Origin of the sequence: Pseudomonas extremaustralis, assembly GCF_900102035.1 — a bacterium.
GTDB classification, from domain to species: Bacteria; Pseudomonadota; Gammaproteobacteria; order Pseudomonadales; family Pseudomonadaceae; genus Aquipseudomonas; species Aquipseudomonas extremaustralis.
Genome location: NZ_LT629689.1, coordinates 2,851,468 through 2,869,931 on the forward strand (window position 1 = coordinate 2,851,468; position 18,464 = coordinate 2,869,931).

The window sequence follows — 18,464 nt, forward strand, 5'->3', positions numbered from 1 at the left end:
GGCGTTCAGTGGGCCTTAGTGGAAGCAAATATGGCGCAGCGGACGGGACTCGAACCCGCGACCCCCGGCGTGACAGGCCGGTATTCTAACCGACTGAACTACCGCTGCGCGTAACACTTGAAGCGAATGGTGGGTGATGACGGGATCGAACCGCCGACCCTCTGCTTGTAAGGCAGATGCTCTCCCAGCTGAGCTAATCACCCTTCGTTTCGGTGTGGCGCGCATTCTACGGAGCGACCCAAGGTCTGGCAAGCACTTTCTTAAATCTTTTTTTTGAGGCCTTCCAATGGCTTAGGCAGGGTTGGCCTCAGCCGCTATCAAGACAATAATGCCCCCCTTTGTATAAAGGAGAGACTCACCCCATGTGGTTCAAGAACCTGCTTATCTATCGCCTGACCCAAGATCTGCCTGTTGATGCCGAGGCGTTGGAAGCGGCCATGGCCACCAAACTGGCGCGCCCGTGTGCAAGCCAGGAGTTGACCACTTACGGTTTCGTCGCACCTTTCGGTAAAGGTGAAGACGCTCCCCTGGTTCACGTCAGCGGTGACTTCCTGCTGATCGCCGCGCGCAAGGAAGAACGCATCCTGCCAGGTAGCGTGGTGCGTGATGCGCTGAAAGAGAAAGTCGAAGAGATCGAAGCCGAGCAGATGCGCAAGGTCTATAAAAAGGAACGGGACCAGATCAAGGATGAAATCATCCAGGCCTTCCTGCCGCGCGCGTTTATCCGTCGTTCGTCGACCTTCGCCGCTATCGCGCCGAAACAGGGCCTGATCCTGGTCAACTCGGCCAGCCCGAAACGCGCCGAAGACCTGCTGTCGACCCTGCGTGAAGTGATCGGCACCCTGCCGGTACGTCCGCTGACCGTGAAAACCGCCCCCACCGCGATCATGACCGACTGGGTCACCACCCAGAAACCGGCCGATGACTTCTTCGTCCTCGACGAATGCGAACTGCGCGACACCCACGAAGACGGCGGCATTGTGCGTTGCAAGCGCCAGGACCTGACCGGCGAGGAAATCCAGCTGCACCTCACCACCGGCAAAGTCGTGACTCAACTGTCCCTGGCCTGGCAGGACAAGCTGTCCTTCATGCTCGACGACAAAATGACGGTCAAGCGCCTGAAGTTCGAGGACCTGCTGCAAGACCAGGCGGAACAGGACGGCGGTGACGAAGCCCTGGGCCAACTGGATGCCAGCTTTACCCTGATGATGCTGACTTTCGGCGAATTCCTGCCGGCATTGATCGAAGCGCTGGGCGGCGAAGAAACCCCACAGGGCATCTAAGCCCACTATCGCCTTACTGTAGGAGCGAGCTTGCTCGCGAAAATCGTCAACGATGACGCGGGCATTCTGCATGCACGCGGCGCGCTCAGGTTTTTCGCGAGCAAGCTCGCTCCTACAGTGGTGTTTCCGCCCAACTAATAATAAGGACCTCCCCATGCGCGCACTCGCCGCCTTGAGTCGCTTTGTCGGCAATACCTTCGCCTACTGGGTGTTGATCTTTGCCGTGCTGGCCTTCGTCGAACCCGGCTGGTTCATCGGCCTGAAAAGCGCCATCGTCCCGCTGCTGGGCCTGGTGATGTTCGGCATGGGGCTGACCCTCAAACTTGATGACTTCGCCGAGGTCGCCCGCCATCCGTGGCGCGTGGCCCTGGGCGTGGTCGCGCATTTCGTGATCATGCCGGGCGTGGCCTGGCTGTTATGCCAGGCGTTTCACCTGCCGCCGGAAATTGCCGTCGGCGTGATCCTGGTCGGCTGCTGCCCAAGCGGTACCTCGTCCAATGTGATGACCTGGCTAGCCCGTGGCGACCTGGCTTTGTCGGTGGCCATCGCCGCCGTCACCACCCTCCTCGCCCCGCTGCTCACACCGGCGTTGATCTGGCTGCTGGCGTCGGCCTGGCTGCCGGTGTCGTTCATGGAGCTGTTCTGGTCGATCCTGCAAGTGGTGCTGCTGCCGATCGTGCTTGGCGTGGTCGCCCAGCGCGTGCTCGGCGAACGTGTGCGCCATGCGGTGGAAGTGCTGCCGCTGGTATCGGTGGTGAGCATCGTGATTATCGTCGCGGCGGTGGTAGCCGCCAGCCAGGCGAAGATCGCCGAATCAGGCCTGCTGATCATGGCGGTGGTGATGCTGCACAACAGCTTCGGCTACTTGCTGGGCTACTTCACCGGTCGTCTGTTCAAGTTGCCTTTGGCGCAGCGCAAGTCGCTGGCCCTGGAAGTGGGCATGCAGAACTCCGGGCTGGGTGCTGCCCTGGCCAGCGCGCACTTTTCGCCACTGGCAGCGGTGCCGAGCGCGCTGTTTAGTGTCTGGCACAACATTTCCGGGGCGTTGCTCTCGACGTACTTCCGTCGCATGAGCGAGAAGGAAGACCGTCGCACCCTTGAGAACACGCCACAAACTTGATCAAGCGATCCATATTCGGCACTCTATCGACTTTCGCGGGGACGACCCCGCGACGCCATCGAGCGCTCACCAGGGGACGACCCCGCCTATAAAAAGGGAGGTCATCATGTCCTGGATCATTCTGTTTTTTGCCGGCCTGTTCGAGGTCGGTTGGGCCGTCGGCCTGAAATACACCGACGGTTTCAGCAAGCCACTGCCCACCGTCCTGACCATCGCCGCGATGGCCATCAGCCTCGGTCTGCTGGGGCTGGCCATGAAGGAACTGCCCCTGGGCACCGCCTATGCCATCTGGACCGGCGTGGGTGCCGTGGGCACGGTGATCGCCGGGATTATCCTGTTCGGCGAATCCATGGCGCTGTTCCGGCTGGCCAGCGTGGCATTGATCATTTGCGGGTTGATCGGGCTCAAGATCAGCAGTTGAGCCCTTGGAGCGTTCCCACTCACCAGGAACGCTCCTTACCTGAGATGACCGCGCAACGTTCCTACCCTCTCCTGCAACTGCTCGGGTGTCGCGGCCTCTACCCCGACGGGCTCACCGGCCACCAACACCACCCGCGACCAGATGCGATGAAAGAATCCCTTGTTCGGATCGCGACTGAAGAAACTCCCCCACAGCCCCTGCAAGGCCATTGGAATCACCGGCACCGGCGTCTCTTCCAGAATGCGCGTGACGCCACCGCGAAACGGGTTCATCTCCCCGTCCGCGGTCAACTTGCCTTCCGGGAAGATGCACACCAACTCACCTTCTTTCAGATACTGGGCAATGCGCGTGAAGGCCTGTTCGTAGATCTGGATATCTTCGTTGCGCCCGGCAATCGGAATCGCCCCGGCGGTACGGAAGATAAAGTTGAGCACCGGCAAGCGGTAGATCTTGTAGTACATGACAAAGCGAATCGGCCGACGCACCGCGCCGCCAATCAACAGCGCATCGACAAACGACACGTGGTTGCACACCAGCAAGGCCGCGCCCTCGTCCGGAATCAGCTCCAGATTGCGGTGCTCCACGCGGTACATGGAATGGCTGAGCAGCCAGATCATGAAACGCATGGTGAACTCGGGGACGATCTTGAAGATGTAGGCGTTGACCGCGATGTTGAGCAGCGACACCACCAGGAATAACTCAGGGATCGACAGCTTGGCCACGCTCAGCAGCAGGATCGACACAATCGCCGATACCACCATGAACAACGCGTTGAGAATATTGTTGGCGGCGATCACCCGCGCCCGCTCGTTCTCGGCGGTGCGCGACTGGATCAGCGCATACAACGGCACGATATAGAAACCGCCGAACACACCCAGCCCCAGGATATCCAACAGCACCCACCACGCCTGGCCGTAACCGAGCACCGCCAGCCAGTCGTTGGCCTGGAGGTTCTGCGGGAAGCCGCCGGAATGCCACCACAGCAGCAGGCCGAACACGGTCAGGCCAAAGGAACCGAACGGCACCAGGCCGATTTCCACCTTACGCCCGGAGAGTTTTTCGCAGAGCATCGAACCGAAGGCGATCCCCACCGAGAACACCGTGAGGATCAGCGTCACCACGGTTTCATCGCCGTACAACCACTCTTTGGCGTAAGCCGGGATCTGCGTCAGGTAGATCGCCCCGACAAACCAGAACCATGAGTTGCCGACGATCGAGCGCGACACCGCTGGGGTCTGCCCCAGGCCCAGGCGCAGGGTTGCCCAGGACTGGCTGAAGATGTTCCAGTTCAAGCGCAACTGCGGGCTGGATGCCGCCGCGCGTGGAATGCTGCGGCTGGCCAGGTAACCCAATACCGCCACGCCGACGATGGCCACCGACACCACCGGCGCGTAATGGGCGGATGACATCATGATCCCGGCACCGATGGTCCCGGCCAGGATCGCCAGGAACGTGCCCATTTCCACCAGCCCGTTGCCCCCCACCAACTCATCGTCGTGCAGCGCCTGGGGCATGATCGAGTACTTCACCGGCCCGAACAGCGCCGAATGCGTGCCCATGGCAAACAGCGCCAGCAGCATCAGTTCCAGGTGATTGAACAGGAAGCCCGTCGCGCCCACGGCCATGATCACGATCTCGCCGATCTTGATCACGCGGATCAGTGCGTCCTTGTTGAATTTCTCGCCAAACTGCCCGGCCAGCGCCGAGAACAGGAAGAACGGCAAGATGAACAGCAAGGCGCACAGGTTGACCCAGATCGCCCGGTCCCCGTCGATGGTGAGCTTGTACAGAATGGCCAGGATCAGCGATTGCTTGAAGATGTTGTCGTTGAAGGCACCCAGCAACTGGGTGATGAAAAACGGCAGGAAGCGCCGTGTGCGCAGCAAGGTGAATTGTGAGGGGTGGCTCATCGTCCGTGTTCCTGCGTGGCCTGAAGGCTGTTGTTGGTTTTCCAGGCCACGACTTTACCTAATCGCGCTTACTTATTCCCTAGTCCGGCAATACACGGTGAAACAAAAAGCTCACCTTTATAAGCGCCCTGCACGGTGCGCTTGGCGACGATCAACCACATCAGCGCCAACGCCACCACCAACACGCTGCCAAACACGCTGAAAAAGCCCAGGTGCAGCACGCTCGCCAGCTTGAGGGTGGCCAAGGCGTACACCCCCAACGGGAAAGTGAACCCCCACCAACCCAGATTGAACGGGATACCGGCGCGTAGATAACGCAGGGTGATCAACACCGCGATCAGCATCCACCACAAACCGAAACCCCACAGGGTAATCCCCGCCACCAGCCCCAGGCCGGCGGCGACCTCCCCGACACCGGGCATGCCATTGGCCGCGAAGATCGCCGGGGCATCGCCACCGAGCAGCAACATGCCGAGGGCACCGGTACCGATGGGACCAAGCGCCAGCCAGCTCGACGCCGCCATATTGGCGTGGGGCAGTTTATGCAGGGCCATGCGCAGCATCAGGATGGTCAAGATACTGAACGCCACCGGCAGGGAAAACGCCCACAACCCATAACTGGTCACCAGCATCACTAATTGGCCATGGGCATCCGCCAAGTGCGGCGCGAGCAAACCTCCGCTGGCCGCTGCGACTTCGGCAGCGACCACCGGCAACAGCCATACGGCGGTCATCTGGTCGATGCTGTGTTCCTGGCGGGTGAACATCATGAACGGGATCAGCACGCCGCAGGCCAGGGCCATCGCCACATCCAGCCACCACAGGGCTTCGGCCAACGGGATCACGTCGCTGCCCCAGCGCGGCAGGCCGAACAGCAGCAAGCCATTGAGAATCGTCGCCAGCCCCATGGGAATGGTGCCGAAAAACATCGATACCGTGGAATGTCCGAAAATGCGCCGGGCTTCGTGGAAAAACATCACCCAGCGCGCGGCATAAAGCACGCTGAACAGCACGAACAAGCCAATGGTGAATACCCACAGGCCTTCGGCAAGGGTGCGCAGCCCCGGCAGATCGGCCGGCAATTGCGCCAGAGCCAATGCCAGTACGCCGGTGCCCATGGTGGCGGCGAACCAGTTCGGCGTGAACTGGCGAATCACTTCCCGGGGACGGGTCAGATGGCTGAAGGGTTTGTAGCTGATGGTCGTCGAGCAGGTCATGATGGCGATCCTCTTCCTCGCATGAGGTTGAGGCCATGGTAGAACCTGAGCGAATATCTATATAACGGGTAATATCTCTATCTGTTATCTATTTTACAGATACACCCTCACTCGCTGCCTTCGCATTCGATCACTAGAATGCGCGCCGGGCCCTGGGGATGGGCCACATGCTCAGTGCCGACACTGGCGTAGAAGATGTCACCCACGGCCAATTCAGCCACCTGTTCCAGGCCGCCGTCGCGGTAGTGCATGTGCACCCGGCCATCGAGCACCACGAACACCTCGTCGCCATCGTTGATGTGCCAGCGATACGGCTGGTCGGTCCAATGCAGACGGGTGGTGATGCCGTTCATGTTGGCGATATCCAGTGCCTCCCAGGCACGGCTGCCGGTGAAGTCCTTGCTGCGGATGATCTTCATGCTTGAATCTCAAGGCTATGGGGGCCGGCGATTATGAACGCATCACGGGTTCGATGTCGCCCTGGCCCGGGCGCAATCCTGCAACAGCAGGGCCACCCGTGCACTGAGTGCCAGCACGATCAGCGACACGCCATACGCATCGGTCGTGGCAATCAAGCCGAACGTGCGCGTCAGGTTGCCGGCCAGCAGCGATGGCACGCAAAACGCCAGGTAGCTCAGGACGTAGAACGCAGACATCAAGCCCGCCCGTTCATGGGACAAGGCCAAGGGTACGACACTGCGCAAGGCACCGAGGAACCCGGCACCAAAGCCGCCGCCGGCGACCAACGTCGCGATGAAAAACAACGGCAGGCTGGCAGCGTGCACGGCGCTCAGGATCAGCCCCACCCCCACCGCCAACAACACCGCTCCCAGGCGCAGGGTCTTGTCCGCCGGACGATTGCGCAGGCTGAAAATCATCACCGCGCCGCTCAAGGTCAGCACCGCCACCAGGCCGCCGCCGATCAGGTTGGAGGTCGACCCCGTGGCCGCGCGCACCAGCGAAGGCGCCAGGGACAGATAGAAACCGCCCATGGCCCAGACGGCGACATCCACCGGCAAGGCAATCCATAATGCGCGGCGGGCCTGATGAGGCACATGCAAGGTGGGCCACAGAGACGCCAGCGCGCCCGGAATCCGGCTGACGGTTTCCGGCAGGCGCCATAGGTACAGGGCCTGCAGCAGCATCAAGCTCAGGAGTGTCCAGTAAATCAAGGTGGTCGGAAACGGTGCGAACTCCACCAGCAGGCTGCAGCCCATCGCACCGCATGCCATGCCCAGCAAGGGCGCGACGCTATTGATCAGCGGCCCCTGCTGGCGGTCGGTATCCAGCAGCGCGGCGCCCAGCACTGCGGTGGCCATGCCAGTGGCAAAGCCTTGCACGGTGCGCGCAGCGATCAACCAGGCCACGCTGTCTTCATTGATAAACAGCAGCATCGCCAGCATCTCCAGGACCAGCGCGGCAAAAATCACCGGCTTGCGCCCCAGGTGGTCCGACAGCGAGCCGACGGTCAACAGCGCCGTCAACAGGCTCAAGGCATAAACACCGAAGATCAGCGTGAGCATACCCGCAGAGAAATGCAGGCCTTCCTGATACACGTGATACAACGGCGTCGGCGCGCTGGACGCCGCGAGAAAGGTCAGCAAGGTGAACGCCAGGAACCCCAGGCTGCAACGATGAGAAGTAGGACTGGACATGGGCACGCCCCACTAAAGCTAATATTTTGCTTTTGTGCAGTGTGCTACCCATCAAGGCTTAAAGCAAATTCTTTGTGTTAAGGTCACAAACATGGCGATTAAAGAAGGCCTCCGCCCGGGGGGCCGTAGTGCCCGGGTACAAGAATCGGTCCATTCGGCCGTGCGTGAGCTGCTGGAAGACCATGAGCGCTCGAGTGTCACCGTACCGATGATTGCGGCGCGTGCGGGCGTCACCCCCTCGACCATCTACCGTCGCTGGGGTGATCTTTCCGTGCTGCTGGCCGATGTGGCCCTGGCCCGCATGCGCCCCGACAGCGAACCGGCCAACACCGGCAGCCTGCGTGGCGACCTGCAAGCCTGGGCCGAGCAATACCTGGATGAAATGAGTTCGGAGCCGGGGCGCAACATGATGCGCGACTTGCAGTGCATGATCACGCCGGGATACTGCGTGAGTATCTTGAGTGGGCAGTTGCAGGCGATTGTCGATCGCTATCCGGACCAGGCGCCGCCGAGCGTGGACCATTTGATCAATCTGCTGGCGGCGCCAACGGTGTTCCGCATTCTGTTTTCAACGGCACCGCTGACCGTTGAAGAGCTGCATGCCCTGATCGAACTGGCACTCCAGCGCTGAAAATCCCCCACCATCCGTAGGAGCCGACAAGCCGGCTCCTTGCGGATCGACGCTTACGTACGCATCCCGCGCCCGCTCACCAGCAACCGCGCACAGCCGATGTACAACACCACCGTGGCCACCATCATGAAGGTGATCGCCACGCTGATCTTGATATCCGACACGCCAAGGATGCCGTAACGGAACGCGTTGACCATATGCAGCACCGGGTTGGCCAGCGACACGGTCTGCCAGAACGGCGGCAGCAAGGTGATGGAGTAGAACACCCCGCCCAGGTAGGTCAGCGGCGTCAGCACGAAAGTCGGGATGATCGAGATGTCATCGAAGTTGCGCGCAAACACTGCGTTGATGAAGCCCAGCAGCGAGAAGATTGTCGCCGTCAGCACCACCACGATCAGGGTGACGCCGAGGTGATGCACCTGCAGGTGGGTGAAGAACAGCGACAGCAAGGTCACGATCACACCGACCATCAAGCCCCGCAGCACACCGCCCAGGGTGTAGCCGATCAGGATGGTGTGCGGCGACACCGGCGACACCATCAGTTCCTCGATGGAGCGCTGGAACTTGCTGCCGAAGAAACTGGAGACCACGTTGCCGTAGGAGTTGGTGATCACCGACATCATGATCAGCCCCGGCACGATGTATTCCATGTAGGTGAAGCCACCCATGTCGCCGATCTGGCGGCCGATCAGGTTACCGAAGATCACGAAGTACAGGACCATGGTGATCGCCGGCGGCAGCAGGGTCTGCGGCCAGATCCGGGTAAAGCGTTTTACTTCACGGTAAACGATGGTTTGCAGTGCGATGAGGTTGGGTTGCAGTTCGGAACTCATACCGCCACCTTCGCCAGATTTTTTTCCACCAGGGACACGAACAACTCCTCGAGGCGATTGGTTTTATTGCGCAGACTCAACACTTCGATGTTCTGCGTCGCCAGTTGGGCGAACAACGCCGTGATGCCCATGGCTTTGTCCACCTGGACTTCCAGGGTGCGGCTGTCCACCAGATGGCAGGGGTAGCCGTGCAGTTGCGGCGCCGCCGACAGATTGTTCTTCAGGTCGAGTACGAAGGTTTCCACATGCAACTGGCCCAGCAGATTACGCATGCTGGTGTTCTCGACGATGGTGCCATGGTCGATGATGCCGATGTTGCGGCACAGTTGCTCCGCTTCTTCCAGGTAATGGGTGGTGAGGATGATGGTGATGCCTTTCTGGTTCAGCTCGGTCAGGAACGTCCACATCGAACGACGCAGCTCGATGTCCACACCGGCGGTGGGCTCATCGAGAATCAGCAGGCGCGGTTCGTGCACCAGTGCACGGGCGATCATCAGCCGGCGCTTCATACCGCCGGAAAGCGAGCGCGAAGGCACATCGCGCTTATCCCACAGGCCCAGCTGGGTCAGGTACTGCTCGGCGCGCTCCTTGGCGATTTTCGCCGGAATGCCGTAGTAACCGGCCTGGGTCACGACGATGTCGAAGGTCTTTTCAAACTGGTTGAAGTTGAACTCCTGGGGCACCACGCCGATGCAACGCTTGAGCGCCGCCGGGGAGGTGTCCAGGTCGTGTCCGAAAATATTCACCGTACCGCTGGTTTTGTTGACCAGGGTCGAGAGGATACCGATGGTGGTGGATTTGCCGGCACCGTTGGGGCCGAGCAAGGCGAAGAAATCACCTTCGGCAACGTCCAGATCGATACCACTCAGGGCCTGGAAACCGTTGCCGTAGGTTTTGGTTAGCTGCCGGATGGACAGAGCGGAACTCATATCTGAATACGCACCAAAGAAGGGAATAGGAACAATAGATGAGGGTACACCGCACGTCGTTCAACGGCGGCGCACGACAAGCATGGTGCTTGCCCGCGCCGCACAAGTACAGTCACCTGTATTAATAGTCAGTATTAAGTCAACGCGGTCATGACCGCTTTGCGGTAGGCCGGGCGCTGTTGCAAGCGCTGGTACCAGGCCTCCAGGTGCGGCATTGGCGGGCGTTCGATGGGCATTTCGAACCAAGCGTAGATAAAGCAGCCCAGGGGGATATCGCCCATGCCGATCTCGTCGCCCGACAGGTAAGGCTGGGTGGCGAGGGCTTGCTCGACGGTGTTGAGCGCGTCGATACAGGCCTGGCGCCCGGCGTTGATACTGTCCCAGTTGCGCTTGTCAGCCGGGGTGCGCACGATGCCCCAGAACACCGCCTTGAATGGTTCGGCGAGAGTCGAGGTGGTCCAGTCCATCCATTTTTCCGCATTGGCCCGTGCTTTCAGATCGACGGGGTACCAGCTCGACGCCTGCTTGGCGCAGAGGTAGCGCACGATGGTGTTGGATTCCCACAGCACAAAGTCGCCGTCTTCAATCACCGGCACACGGCCATTGGGATTCAGCGCCCGGTATTGCGGCGTATCGACCACACCGAAAGCACCGCCCGCATCAATTGCTTCATAGTCCAGGCCGAGTTCCTCGGCGCACCACAGTGCCTTGCGGACGTTCGATGAATTTTTACGACCCCAGATCTTCAGCATGACCGCACCTTATTGTTGATGAACGCAGGAGCATACCCCGGTTCACGTGCGACTCAAATCGCTGTGCATGTCGCCCAGCAGCGCCGGCATGTCCCCGGCAAAAAGGTGTGGGTAGCACTGCTGAATATGGGCGAAGAAAAAAGCCTCGGGCACGTCAGGAAATTGCCCATGATCCACCACGTACTCCATCGACCGCTGGCCCTGGCGGTTGAACGGGTGGAACACACTATCGTTGACTCCGTCGAAATCCAGCGGTGCTACATCGAACACCTCGCACAGTTGGCGGTTGAACGCTGGCGTGGCCTTGACCCAGCGACCGTTCAGGTACAGCTCGGTATATCCGTGCATGGCGAACACATCGCTCTTGAGCAACGCGATCAGGCGCGGCGTCGACAGATGATTGCGCACATCCGCCAGGCCGATGCGCGCGGGAATGCCACAGTGCCGCGCGCACGCAGCGAGAGAGGTGGCCTTGGGCACGCAGTAGCTTTCGCTGGCGGCCAGGGCAAAGCTGGCGCTCAGGGTGTGTGGATCAAGACTGAAGGTGTAGGGGTTATAGCGAATCGCCTCACGCACGGCGTAATAAAGACTGACTGCCTGGTCACATAAATCCGCACTGGAACCGCGATGCGTTTCGGCGAACTCCACCACCGCAGGGTGGTCACTATCGATGAAGCGGCTGGGACTCAGGTACGTATCCATGAGCTTGATCTCCGAGGGAAGCCTGGAGTTTAACGACGGGCCTGCCATAGAGATAACGACGATTCGGCCAAATGTCGGCGCCTGACGATGGCTGCCCCCAGTACAACTCGTTACACCCTGATCACCCCACTTGCTCAGATGCCGACTAAGCTCCTTGTTGGTTTCGCCCCTGGTTTCACGGAGGATTGAATATGCTGTTGTTGTGGATACTGGTTCTGGTGGTCGGCATTGCCTACCTGGCACACCGCCGCACCGCGCCCCTGCCCGCCCTGGGCGTGGTCGCCGTCTACCTGTTGGCGATGGGTGCCTGGAGTCACGCACCGGGTTGGCTACTGCTGGTCTTCTGGGTATTGATCGCAATCGTGGCCGCGCCCTTGCTGCTGCCGGACCTGCGTCGCCAATACTTCACCAAGCCGCTGTTCGGCTGGTTTCAGAAAGTCCTGCCGCCGATGTCTGAAACCGAACGCGATGCCATCGATGCCGGCACCGTGTGGTGGGACGGTGAGCTGTTCAGCGGTCGCCCCGACTGGGACAAGTTGCTGGCCTACCCCAAGGCCCAACTGACCGAAGAAGAACAGGCATTTATCGACGGCCCTACCGAAGAACTCTGCGCCATGGTCAGCGATTGGGAAATCGGCCAGGCCATGGACCTGCCACCCGCTGCCTGGGAGCACATCAAGACCCATGGTTTCTTCGCGCTGATCATTCCCAAGGAATACGGCGGCAAGGGCTTTTCCGCCTACGCCCACTCCCAGGTCGCGATGAAACTCGCCACCCGCAGCGGCGACCTGGCCTCCACCGTAATGGTCCCCAACTCCCTCGGCCCGGCCGAATTGCTCCTGCATTACGGCACGGACGAACAACGCAACCACTACCTGCCGCGCCTGGCCCGCGGCGACGACATCCCCTGCTTCGCCCTGACCGGTCCGCTGGCCGGCTCCGACGCCGGCGCCATGCCCGACACTGGGGTGATCTGCAAAGGCGAATGGGAAGGCAAGGAAACCCTGGGCCTGCGCCTGAACTGGGAAAAACGCTACATCACCCTCGGACCGGTCGCGACTTTGCTGGGCCTGGCCTTCAAGGCCCATGACCCGGATCACCTGCTGGGCGAAGAAGAAGACCTGGGCATCAGCCTGGCATTGATTCCCACCGATACCCCCGGCGTGGAAATCGGCCGCCGTCACCTGCCCCTGGGCGCCGCGTTCATGAACGGCCCCAACTCCGGCAAGGACGTATTCATCCCCCTGGAATTCCTGATCGGTGGCCAGGAGATGCTCGGCAAAGGCTGGATGATGCTGATGAACTGCCTCTCGGTCGGCCGCTCGATCTCCCTGCCCGCCGTCGGCACCGGCGCCGCCAAGTTCACCAGCCTGGTCACCGGCCAATACGCCCAGGTACGTGAGCAGTTCAATGTGCCGCTGTCGGCCTTCGAAGGTATCCAGGAAGCCCTGGCACGCATCGGCGGCAACGCCTGGCTGATGGACAGCGCGCGCATGCTCACCGCCAACGCCGTGGACCTGGGGGAAAAACCCTCGGTGCTGTCGGCGATCCTCAAGTACCACCTGACCGAGCGCGGCCGTGAGTGCATCAGCCACGCCATGGACGTGCACGGCGGCAAGGGCATCATCATGGGCCCGAACAACTACCTGGGCCGCAGTTGGCAGGGCGCGCCGATCTTTATCACCGTGGAAGGCGCGAATATCCTCTCGCGCAACCTGATGATCTTTGGTCAGGGGGCGATCCGCTGCCATCCATTCGTCCTCAAGGAAATGGCCCTGGCCGGTCGCGAAGACCACGACCAGGCATTGAAGGAATTCGATGGCCTGTTGATGCAACACATTGGTTTTGCCGTGAGCAATGCCGCCAGCACCCTGGTGCTGAACCTGGGCGTCGGTCGCTTCGAGAAAGCACCGGGCAACCGCTTGAGCCAGGGTTACTTTCGCGCACTGAACCGCCAGGCCGCTGCCTTCGCCCTGCTCGCCGACCTGAGCATGATGCTGCTGGGCGGCGAGTTGAAACGCCGCGAACGCCTGTCGGCGCGCCTGGGGGACGTGCTGAGCCACATGTACCTGGCGTCGGCGGCGCTCAAGCGCTATCACGACCTGGACTCGCCGGACCACCTGGAACCGCTGTTCGCCTGGGCCATGGAAGAAAGCCTCGGCGAGTCGGAGCGCGCACTGGATGAACTGCTGAGCAACTTCCCGAACAAGGTCCTCGGCTGCCTGCTGCGGGTGATCGTCTTCCCGTTCGGGCGTCGCCACACCGGGCCGTCCGATGCATTGGATGCACAGGTGGCCGCCGTGATCGGACGCGCCAAGGGCGACCCGACCCTGGAAGAGCTGCTGGCCGGCTGCTACCGCCCGCAATCGGCGGACGATCCGGTGGGCGCCCTGCAACAGGCCTACGACCTGCTCGGCGCCAGCCATGGGCTGCAAAAGAAACTGCATACCGCGCTCAAAAGCGGCCAGGTCAAACCCGCTGCCGAGGAACATGCCATCGACGCTGCACTGCAGGCTGGCGTGCTGCAACCGGCCGAAGCGCAAACCCTGCGCGACGCTGAAGCGGCACGGCGCAAGGTGATCGACGTGGATGACTTCAGCAAGGAAGAGCTGACCCAGGCTGAAGGTAAAGTCCGCTGAGTCGAGCGGTCATATAAATACGGGCGCGAGAGGCATATACTCTCGCGCCCGTTTTTGCTTTAGAGGACTTATCTCGTGTCCAACGTCGTTGCCGATCATCTCGTCTTGCTCGACCACCTGCGCAGCATCCTGGTTGCCGTCGGCGAAGCCGAACAGGTACCCGAGGAAAGCCACACCCTGTTCCTGGAGCGCTTCGATGAACTGCGCGCCCTGCTGCCGATCGATCCGATCGAAAGCCAATACCTGGGCCAGGACCTGATGAGCCAGGTCATCCTGCGCTACCCACAGATTGCCCACCTGGTGCCCCGCGACCTGCTGTGGTTCTTCGGCGGCGATTGCCTGCACTTCATGCCCGACGAAGAACTGGACCTGTACCAGGCCCTGGAAGAACGTCGCTTTGAAGCCGAACAGAACGACGAACCGTTCGACTGGAACCAGGAAAAGCAACTGCTGGCCATGCCACAGGACCAGAGCAAGCACTGATCATTCGGGGCGCTACAGAACCCCATGTGGGAGGGGGCTTGCTCCCGATAGCGGTATGTCAGTCAGCCTATCGGACACTGATCCACCGCTATCGGGAGCAAGCCCCCTCCCTCAGTCAGATCGGCGCAACGTCGGTTCGGTGGCCATGCACGCCACCAGATAATCGATAAACACCCGCAACTTCGGTGGCAGGTAACGCGTTGGCGAATGCAGCAACCACGCCTCGCCATGGTAGGACGCGATAAAGTCCCACGCCGGCAACACCTGCACCAAGCGTCCCTCGTCCAGGGCATGGCGTGCCGTAAAGTACGGCAAGCTGCCGATCCCCACATGCTGCAACACCGCATCCAGGCGCACACCGGTGTGGTTGGCCGCATAACGCCCACGCACGCCAACCGTTACTGCCTTGCCGGCCTGGCGAAACTTCCAGCGTGAGTCGCCCGGCGTCTCCCCCAGGTAGATGCAACTGTGCGCCAGCAAATCATGGGGATGGCTTGGCGTACCGTGCTCAGCCAGGTACTGCGGCGTCGCACACAGCAAATGCTCAATGGGCAATAACGGTCGCCCGACCAGGCCCGGCGGCGGGCTGTCGGTGATGCGGATACTCAGGTCAACGTTGTCATCGATCAAGTCCACCTGCCGATCCTCAAGGATCAACTGCACATCCACCTTGGGATAACGACGCAGAAACTCCGGCATATGTGGGTGCACCACGAACCGCCCCACGGCCTTGGGCACGCTGACCCGCACCAACCCCTCGGCTTCGTCGGTGAACTGGCCACTGATTTCCATCACCGAACGCGCTGCGTTGACCATCTCCTGGCAACGCTTGAACACCTCTTCCCCACCCTCGCTCAGGCGCAACTTGCGCGTGGTGCGTTGCAGCAAACGCATGGCCAGGGCCTGCTCGAGACGCGAGATACTGCGGCTCACCGCCGAGGGCGAAACGCTCAATTGCCGTGCAGCTTCGGAGAAACTGCCGGCTTCCACCACTTTGACGAAAATCGCCATTTCACCCAGCAGCGGCAAAGGAAGATTGATGCTCATGACGCACAGGTCCATTGAAATATGAACGGATTATCACTCATCCAAGCACTATTTATACTGGCGCAGAACCTTGATGCGGATGCAAATGATGACCGAGCGCCTGTTTTTCACCCACGACCACCTGACGGCAGAGCTTGAAGTGCTGGACTGCAAGCCCCACGAAGACGTGTTTGCAGTGACCCTGCAGTCAACGATTTTCCACCCTCAGGGCGGTGGCCAGCCGTTCGACACCGGTTACCTCGGCGAGAGCCAGGTACTGCGGGTCATGCAGGAAGCCGATCATGTGGTGCACTACGTCGACCGTCCGGTGAAACCCGGCCCGACCACCGCGCGCGTCGATGAACAACGCCGCGCCTTGCACACCCGCCTGCATTCGGCCGGACACTTGATCGGCAATGCTGGCGAAACCCTGGGCTGGATGCCGATCAAGGCCCACCACTGGCCGGGTGAAGGCAAGGTCTCTTTCATCCGTGGCGATGCCGCGCAAGTCATGGATGTCGAGACGCTTCAACAGCAGATCGATCAATGGATCGCCGCGAGCTACACACGCCACATGACCCTGGAAGACGGTACCCGCAAAGTGGGCTTCGGCCCGTTGCCGGCCTATTCCTGTGGGGGCACCCATGTGCAGGCGTTAAACGAGTTGGGCCAGGTGACGATCCTGGCCCTGTCGGAGAAAAAAGGCGTGTTGTCAGTGCGCTACAGCCTGGATTAAACCGCGATAGCCCCGGCCCGCCCAGGTTCCACCACGAACGACTGGAGCGTCGAAACCGTGGCGGCCGGGTCACGCGGATCGGTAATCACGCGGAAATTCGTGAGCATGCGCTGTGCATCCAACGCCACCGACACGTACCCCCGCTGGCGGCTGTCGAAAAACTTTACATGGGGATTCAGCGGCAGCATCTGGGTGAAGGCATCATAGGGCGGCCCATCGGAGGTCACCGAGGTGCCGACGAACTCGGTGGCGAGCACGGGCGAGTCCGGGTTGTTGGCATCGGCATGCAAATCCGTGGCCCAGAATGAATGTATATCGCCGCCCCAGAACACCGGGTTCTTGACGTGATGGCGCGCGATGGACGCGAGCATCCGAGACCGGTTCGCCATGTAGCCATCCCAACCATCGGTCCAATGGCCCAGCGTGTGCTGGGTCAGGTCACGCTGGAGCAGCGGGGCCACCAGCAAGTCCTGGGCAATCACGTTCCATTGCGCTTTCGACTGGCTAAACCCCTGGTCCAGCCAGGCCTCCTGCTGCCAACCGAGCATGGTGCGAGCGGGATCGCGCAAGTCGGTGCAGGTGTTGGCGGCGATGTGGCCTTGGTGGCTGCCGCTGGCCTGAATGCACGGTTGCTCGGAGCGATACTGTCGACCGTCGAGTACATGGAAACGTGCCAGGCGGCCGTAGTCCAGGCGCCGATAAATCCGCATGTCCGGCCCGTTGGGCAGGCTACTCAGGCGCAGTGGCATATGCTCGTAATAGGCTTGATACGCCGCCGCCCGTTGCTTGAGAAACTGCGCCACGGCAACCTTCGGGTCCTGGGACCAGCGGTTGGCATAGTCGTTCTGCACCTCGTGATCGTCCCAGGTCGCAACGCTGGGCGCCGCCGCGTGCAAGGCCTGGAGATCCGGATCGGTCTTATACAGTGCATAGCGGTTGCGATAATCGCTCAGGGTCTGCGCGTTGCCGCTGCCGTGGGAACGAATGACCTTTCCCGAATCTGCCGCGTAGGAACTGTCGTAGATATAGTCACCGAGGAAAAACACCAAGTCCGGCTGCTCCGCCGCGAGGTGGCGATAGGCACTGAAGTAGCCGCGTTCCCAGTGGGAGCACGACACGAACCCCAAGCGCGCCGCCGCCATGGCATGCAGGGCCGGCGCGGTACGCGACTGGCCCACCGCGCTCTGTGCCCCCAGCCCTTCGAACTGATACCAATATGGCCTGCCGGCCTCCAGCCCCGCGACCTCCACATGCACGGAATGGGCAAAGCGCTCGCTCGCCATCACTTCACCCTGCCTCACAATGCGCGTCATTCCCGCATCGCTGGCGACCCGCCAACGCACCGGCACCGCACGCGCCAACCCGCCCCGACCGTCCGCCGCATTGAACAACGGCGCCAGACGCGTCCAGATCACAAAACCATCCGGCAACGGATCACCCGAGGCCACGCCCAACGTGAACGGATAATCGATCCCCGCACTGCGTGAAAACGGGCTGAGGATCGAAAAGGTGGTGGCCAGAGCCAGCCCGGCAAGCACCCGTCGCCGATCATGGTCAACCGCGCGACTCACGCTCGGCACTCCCAGACATTGCGCACGGCCGCAAACCCGAGCAAGTCCTCATACACCCCATTCTTGAGAAAAGCGGCGCGCATACAACCTTCGTACAGCAAACCGATTTTCTCCATGACCCGCGCCGACTCCTTGTTACGGGCAAAACACTGGCCGCCCACGCGGTACAGACCCAGTTCAGCGAACCCGAAGTCCATCACCGCACGCGCCGCCTCGGCGGCATACCCCTGGTTGCGACAATGCGCCGCCACCCATCCGCCCAGACTCCCGTAGTGGTGACGCGCATTGAGACGCAGGCTGACGATGCCGATCAATTCGCCGGTTTCGTGCAGGTGCACGCCCAGGCTCAACAGATCGCCGACGAGGTATTTGTCTTGCAACCCGTCAATAAACGTCCGGGCCGTTTCCAAGGTATAGGGCGATGGAATATTGGCCGTGTTGTCAGCAATCTTCGGCTCGTTGGCGAGACTGCAAAGCACTGCGGCCTGGTCGATTTCCAGCGCCCGCAACAGCAAACACGACGTCGATAAATACGGCAGTGACTGACTCATACAAG

General features: G+C 61.1%; 18 protein-coding genes, 2 tRNA genes and 1 pseudogene. 8 read left to right on the top strand and 13 right to left on the bottom strand.

Annotated elements, in window-relative coordinates; translation table 11 throughout:
- Positions 1-31: 31 nt before the first annotated feature.
- Both BLR63_RS12990 and BLR63_RS12995 read right to left on the bottom strand, forming a co-directional pair.
- A tRNA-Asp gene (locus tag BLR63_RS12990) sits at positions 32-108 on the bottom strand.
- Positions 109-127: 19 nt separating this feature from the next.
- Positions 128-203 (bottom strand) — tRNA-Val (locus BLR63_RS12995).
- A 159-nt stretch (positions 204-362) separates the two neighbouring features.
- Between BLR63_RS12995 and rdgC the strand changes: the two genes are divergently transcribed.
- The 4 genes and pseudogenes from rdgC to sugE all read left to right on the top strand — a co-directional run bounded on the left by rdgC (position 363) and on the right by sugE (position 2,824).
- Positions 363-1,283: a recombination-associated protein RdgC gene (gene rdgC, locus BLR63_RS13000; protein ID WP_010567523.1), complete on the top strand. Its 921-nt coding sequence runs from the start codon at positions 363-365 to the stop codon at positions 1,281-1,283.
- A gap of 30 nt (positions 1,284-1,313) precedes the next feature.
- Positions 1,314-1,403, top strand: a pseudogene (locus tag BLR63_RS31880) (outer membrane lipoprotein carrier protein LolA); the annotation flags it as partial.
- 34 nt (positions 1,404-1,437) lie between these two features.
- Entirely contained in the window at positions 1,438-2,403 is a 966-nt protein-coding gene (locus BLR63_RS13005; protein WP_010567524.1) for a bile acid:sodium symporter family protein, read from the top strand.
- A gap of 106 nt (positions 2,404-2,509) precedes the next feature.
- Positions 2,510-2,824, top strand: a complete 315-nt coding sequence (gene sugE, locus BLR63_RS13010; RefSeq protein WP_010567525.1) for a quaternary ammonium compound efflux SMR transporter SugE — start codon at positions 2,510-2,512, stop codon at positions 2,822-2,824.
- 35 nt (positions 2,825-2,859) lie between these two features.
- Here the strand turns inward: sugE and BLR63_RS13015 are convergent, their stop codons facing one another.
- The 4 genes from BLR63_RS13015 to BLR63_RS13030 all read right to left on the bottom strand — a co-directional run bounded on the left by BLR63_RS13015 (position 2,860) and on the right by BLR63_RS13030 (position 7,606).
- Positions 2,860-4,734 (bottom strand): MFS transporter, encoded by a 1,875-nt coding sequence (locus tag BLR63_RS13015; protein ID WP_010567526.1) that lies wholly within the window; start codon positions 4,732-4,734, stop codon positions 2,860-2,862.
- A gap of 68 nt (positions 4,735-4,802) precedes the next feature.
- Entirely contained in the window at positions 4,803-5,951 is a 1,149-nt protein-coding gene (locus BLR63_RS13020; RefSeq protein ID WP_010567527.1) for a TDT family transporter, read from the bottom strand.
- 107 nt (positions 5,952-6,058) lie between these two features.
- On the bottom strand, positions 6,059-6,370 hold the full coding sequence (locus BLR63_RS13025) for a cupin domain-containing protein (protein WP_010567528.1): 312 nt from the start codon (positions 6,368-6,370) through the stop codon (positions 6,059-6,061).
- A gap of 42 nt (positions 6,371-6,412) precedes the next feature.
- The gene (locus BLR63_RS13030) at positions 6,413-7,606 is read right to left on the bottom strand and encodes an MFS transporter (RefSeq protein WP_010567529.1); all 1,194 of its coding nucleotides are present in this window, start codon (positions 7,604-7,606) and stop codon (positions 6,413-6,415) included.
- Between the two features lie 91 nt (positions 7,607-7,697).
- Here BLR63_RS13030 and BLR63_RS13035 point away from each other — a divergent pair, with 91 nt between their 5' ends.
- Positions 7,698-8,237, top strand: coding sequence for a TetR/AcrR family transcriptional regulator (locus BLR63_RS13035; RefSeq protein WP_010567530.1), 540 nt, complete (start codon positions 7,698-7,700; stop codon positions 8,235-8,237).
- Positions 8,238-8,290: 53 nt separating this feature from the next.
- On the opposite strand, the gene BLR63_RS13040 is transcribed toward BLR63_RS13035, so the two are convergent.
- From BLR63_RS13040 to BLR63_RS13055, 4 genes are all read right to left on the bottom strand, one after another.
- On the bottom strand, positions 8,291-9,070 hold the full coding sequence (locus tag BLR63_RS13040; RefSeq protein WP_010567531.1) for an ABC transporter permease: 780 nt from the start codon (positions 9,068-9,070) through the stop codon (positions 8,291-8,293).
- The gene (locus tag BLR63_RS13045) at positions 9,067-9,999 is read right to left on the bottom strand and encodes an ABC transporter ATP-binding protein (protein WP_010567532.1); all 933 of its coding nucleotides are present in this window, start codon (positions 9,997-9,999) and stop codon (positions 9,067-9,069) included. The genes BLR63_RS13040 and BLR63_RS13045 overlap by 4 nt, the downstream gene beginning before the upstream one ends.
- 134 nt (positions 10,000-10,133) lie before the next feature.
- Complete coding sequence (locus BLR63_RS13050) at positions 10,134-10,751, bottom strand: glutathione S-transferase family protein (RefSeq protein ID WP_010567533.1); 618 nt, start codon at positions 10,749-10,751, stop codon at positions 10,134-10,136.
- Positions 10,752-10,793: 42 nt separating this feature from the next.
- The gene (locus tag BLR63_RS13055; RefSeq protein ID WP_010567534.1) at positions 10,794-11,453 is read right to left on the bottom strand and encodes a transglutaminase-like domain-containing protein; all 660 of its coding nucleotides are present in this window, start codon (positions 11,451-11,453) and stop codon (positions 10,794-10,796) included.
- 191 nt (positions 11,454-11,644) lie between these two features.
- Between BLR63_RS13055 and BLR63_RS13060 the strand changes: the two genes are divergently transcribed.
- Positions 11,645-14,092, top strand: a complete 2,448-nt coding sequence (locus BLR63_RS13060) for an acyl-CoA dehydrogenase (RefSeq protein ID WP_010567535.1) — start codon at positions 11,645-11,647, stop codon at positions 14,090-14,092.
- A gap of 75 nt (positions 14,093-14,167) precedes the next feature.
- Entirely contained in the window at positions 14,168-14,575 is a 408-nt protein-coding gene (locus BLR63_RS13065; RefSeq protein WP_010567536.1) for a PA2817 family protein, read from the top strand.
- A 111-nt stretch (positions 14,576-14,686) separates the two neighbouring features.
- On the opposite strand, the gene BLR63_RS13070 is transcribed toward BLR63_RS13065, so the two are convergent.
- Positions 14,687-15,622, bottom strand: a complete 936-nt coding sequence (locus tag BLR63_RS13070; protein ID WP_010567537.1) for a LysR family transcriptional regulator — start codon at positions 15,620-15,622, stop codon at positions 14,687-14,689.
- Positions 15,623-15,710: 88 nt separating this feature from the next.
- Between BLR63_RS13070 and BLR63_RS13075 the strand changes: the two genes are divergently transcribed.
- On the top strand, positions 15,711-16,337 hold the full coding sequence (locus tag BLR63_RS13075; RefSeq protein ID WP_042947656.1) for an alanyl-tRNA synthetase: 627 nt from the start codon (positions 15,711-15,713) through the stop codon (positions 16,335-16,337).
- Here BLR63_RS13075 and BLR63_RS13080 read toward each other — a convergent pair.
- Together BLR63_RS13080 and BLR63_RS13085 are read right to left on the bottom strand one after the other, a co-directional pair.
- Positions 16,334-17,908: an alkaline phosphatase D family protein gene (locus tag BLR63_RS13080; RefSeq protein WP_042947643.1), complete on the bottom strand. Its 1,575-nt coding sequence runs from the start codon at positions 17,906-17,908 to the stop codon at positions 16,334-16,336. The genes BLR63_RS13075 and BLR63_RS13080 overlap by 4 nt on opposite strands.
- On the bottom strand, positions 17,905-18,459 hold the full coding sequence (locus tag BLR63_RS13085) for a GNAT family N-acetyltransferase (protein WP_042947645.1): 555 nt from the start codon (positions 18,457-18,459) through the stop codon (positions 17,905-17,907). The genes BLR63_RS13080 and BLR63_RS13085 overlap by 4 nt, the downstream gene beginning before the upstream one ends.
- Positions 18,460-18,464: the final 5 nt, after the last annotated feature.

What these genes read in the sequence shown, in the direction of transcription:
- rdgC (WP_010567523.1), top strand. Translation starts at nt 363, where the DNA reads ATGTGGTTCAAGAACCTGCTTATCTATCGCCTGACCCAAGATCTGCCT.
- BLR63_RS13005 (WP_010567524.1), top strand. Translation starts at nt 1,438, where the DNA reads ATGCGCGCACTCGCCGCCTTGAGTCGCTTTGTCGGCAATACCTTCGCC.
- sugE (WP_010567525.1), top strand. Translation starts at nt 2,510, where the DNA reads ATGTCCTGGATCATTCTGTTTTTTGCCGGCCTGTTCGAGGTCGGTTGG.
- BLR63_RS13015 (WP_010567526.1), bottom strand. Translation starts at nt 4,734, where the DNA reads ATGAGCCACCCCTCACAATTCACCTTGCTGCGCACACGGCGCTTCCTG.
- BLR63_RS13020 (WP_010567527.1), bottom strand. Translation starts at nt 5,951, where the DNA reads ATGACCTGCTCGACGACCATCAGCTACAAACCCTTCAGCCATCTGACC.
- BLR63_RS13025 (WP_010567528.1), bottom strand. Translation starts at nt 6,370, where the DNA reads ATGAAGATCATCCGCAGCAAGGACTTCACCGGCAGCCGTGCCTGGGAG.
- BLR63_RS13030 (WP_010567529.1), bottom strand. Translation starts at nt 7,606, where the DNA reads ATGTCCAGTCCTACTTCTCATCGTTGCAGCCTGGGGTTCCTGGCGTTC.
- BLR63_RS13035 (WP_010567530.1), top strand. Translation starts at nt 7,698, where the DNA reads ATGGCGATTAAAGAAGGCCTCCGCCCGGGGGGCCGTAGTGCCCGGGTA.
- BLR63_RS13040 (WP_010567531.1), bottom strand. Translation starts at nt 9,070, where the DNA reads ATGAGTTCCGAACTGCAACCCAACCTCATCGCACTGCAAACCATCGTT.
- BLR63_RS13045 (WP_010567532.1), bottom strand. Translation starts at nt 9,999, where the DNA reads ATGAGTTCCGCTCTGTCCATCCGGCAGCTAACCAAAACCTACGGCAAC.
- BLR63_RS13050 (WP_010567533.1), bottom strand. Translation starts at nt 10,751, where the DNA reads ATGCTGAAGATCTGGGGTCGTAAAAATTCATCGAACGTCCGCAAGGCA.
- BLR63_RS13055 (WP_010567534.1), bottom strand. Translation starts at nt 11,453, where the DNA reads ATGGATACGTACCTGAGTCCCAGCCGCTTCATCGATAGTGACCACCCT.
- BLR63_RS13060 (WP_010567535.1), top strand. Translation starts at nt 11,645, where the DNA reads ATGCTGTTGTTGTGGATACTGGTTCTGGTGGTCGGCATTGCCTACCTG.
- BLR63_RS13070 (WP_010567537.1), bottom strand. Translation starts at nt 15,622, where the DNA reads ATGAGCATCAATCTTCCTTTGCCGCTGCTGGGTGAAATGGCGATTTTC.
- BLR63_RS13075 (WP_042947656.1), top strand. Translation starts at nt 15,711, where the DNA reads ATGACCGAGCGCCTGTTTTTCACCCACGACCACCTGACGGCAGAGCTT.
- BLR63_RS13085 (WP_042947645.1), bottom strand. Translation starts at nt 18,459, where the DNA reads ATGAGTCAGTCACTGCCGTATTTATCGACGTCGTGTTTGCTGTTGCGG.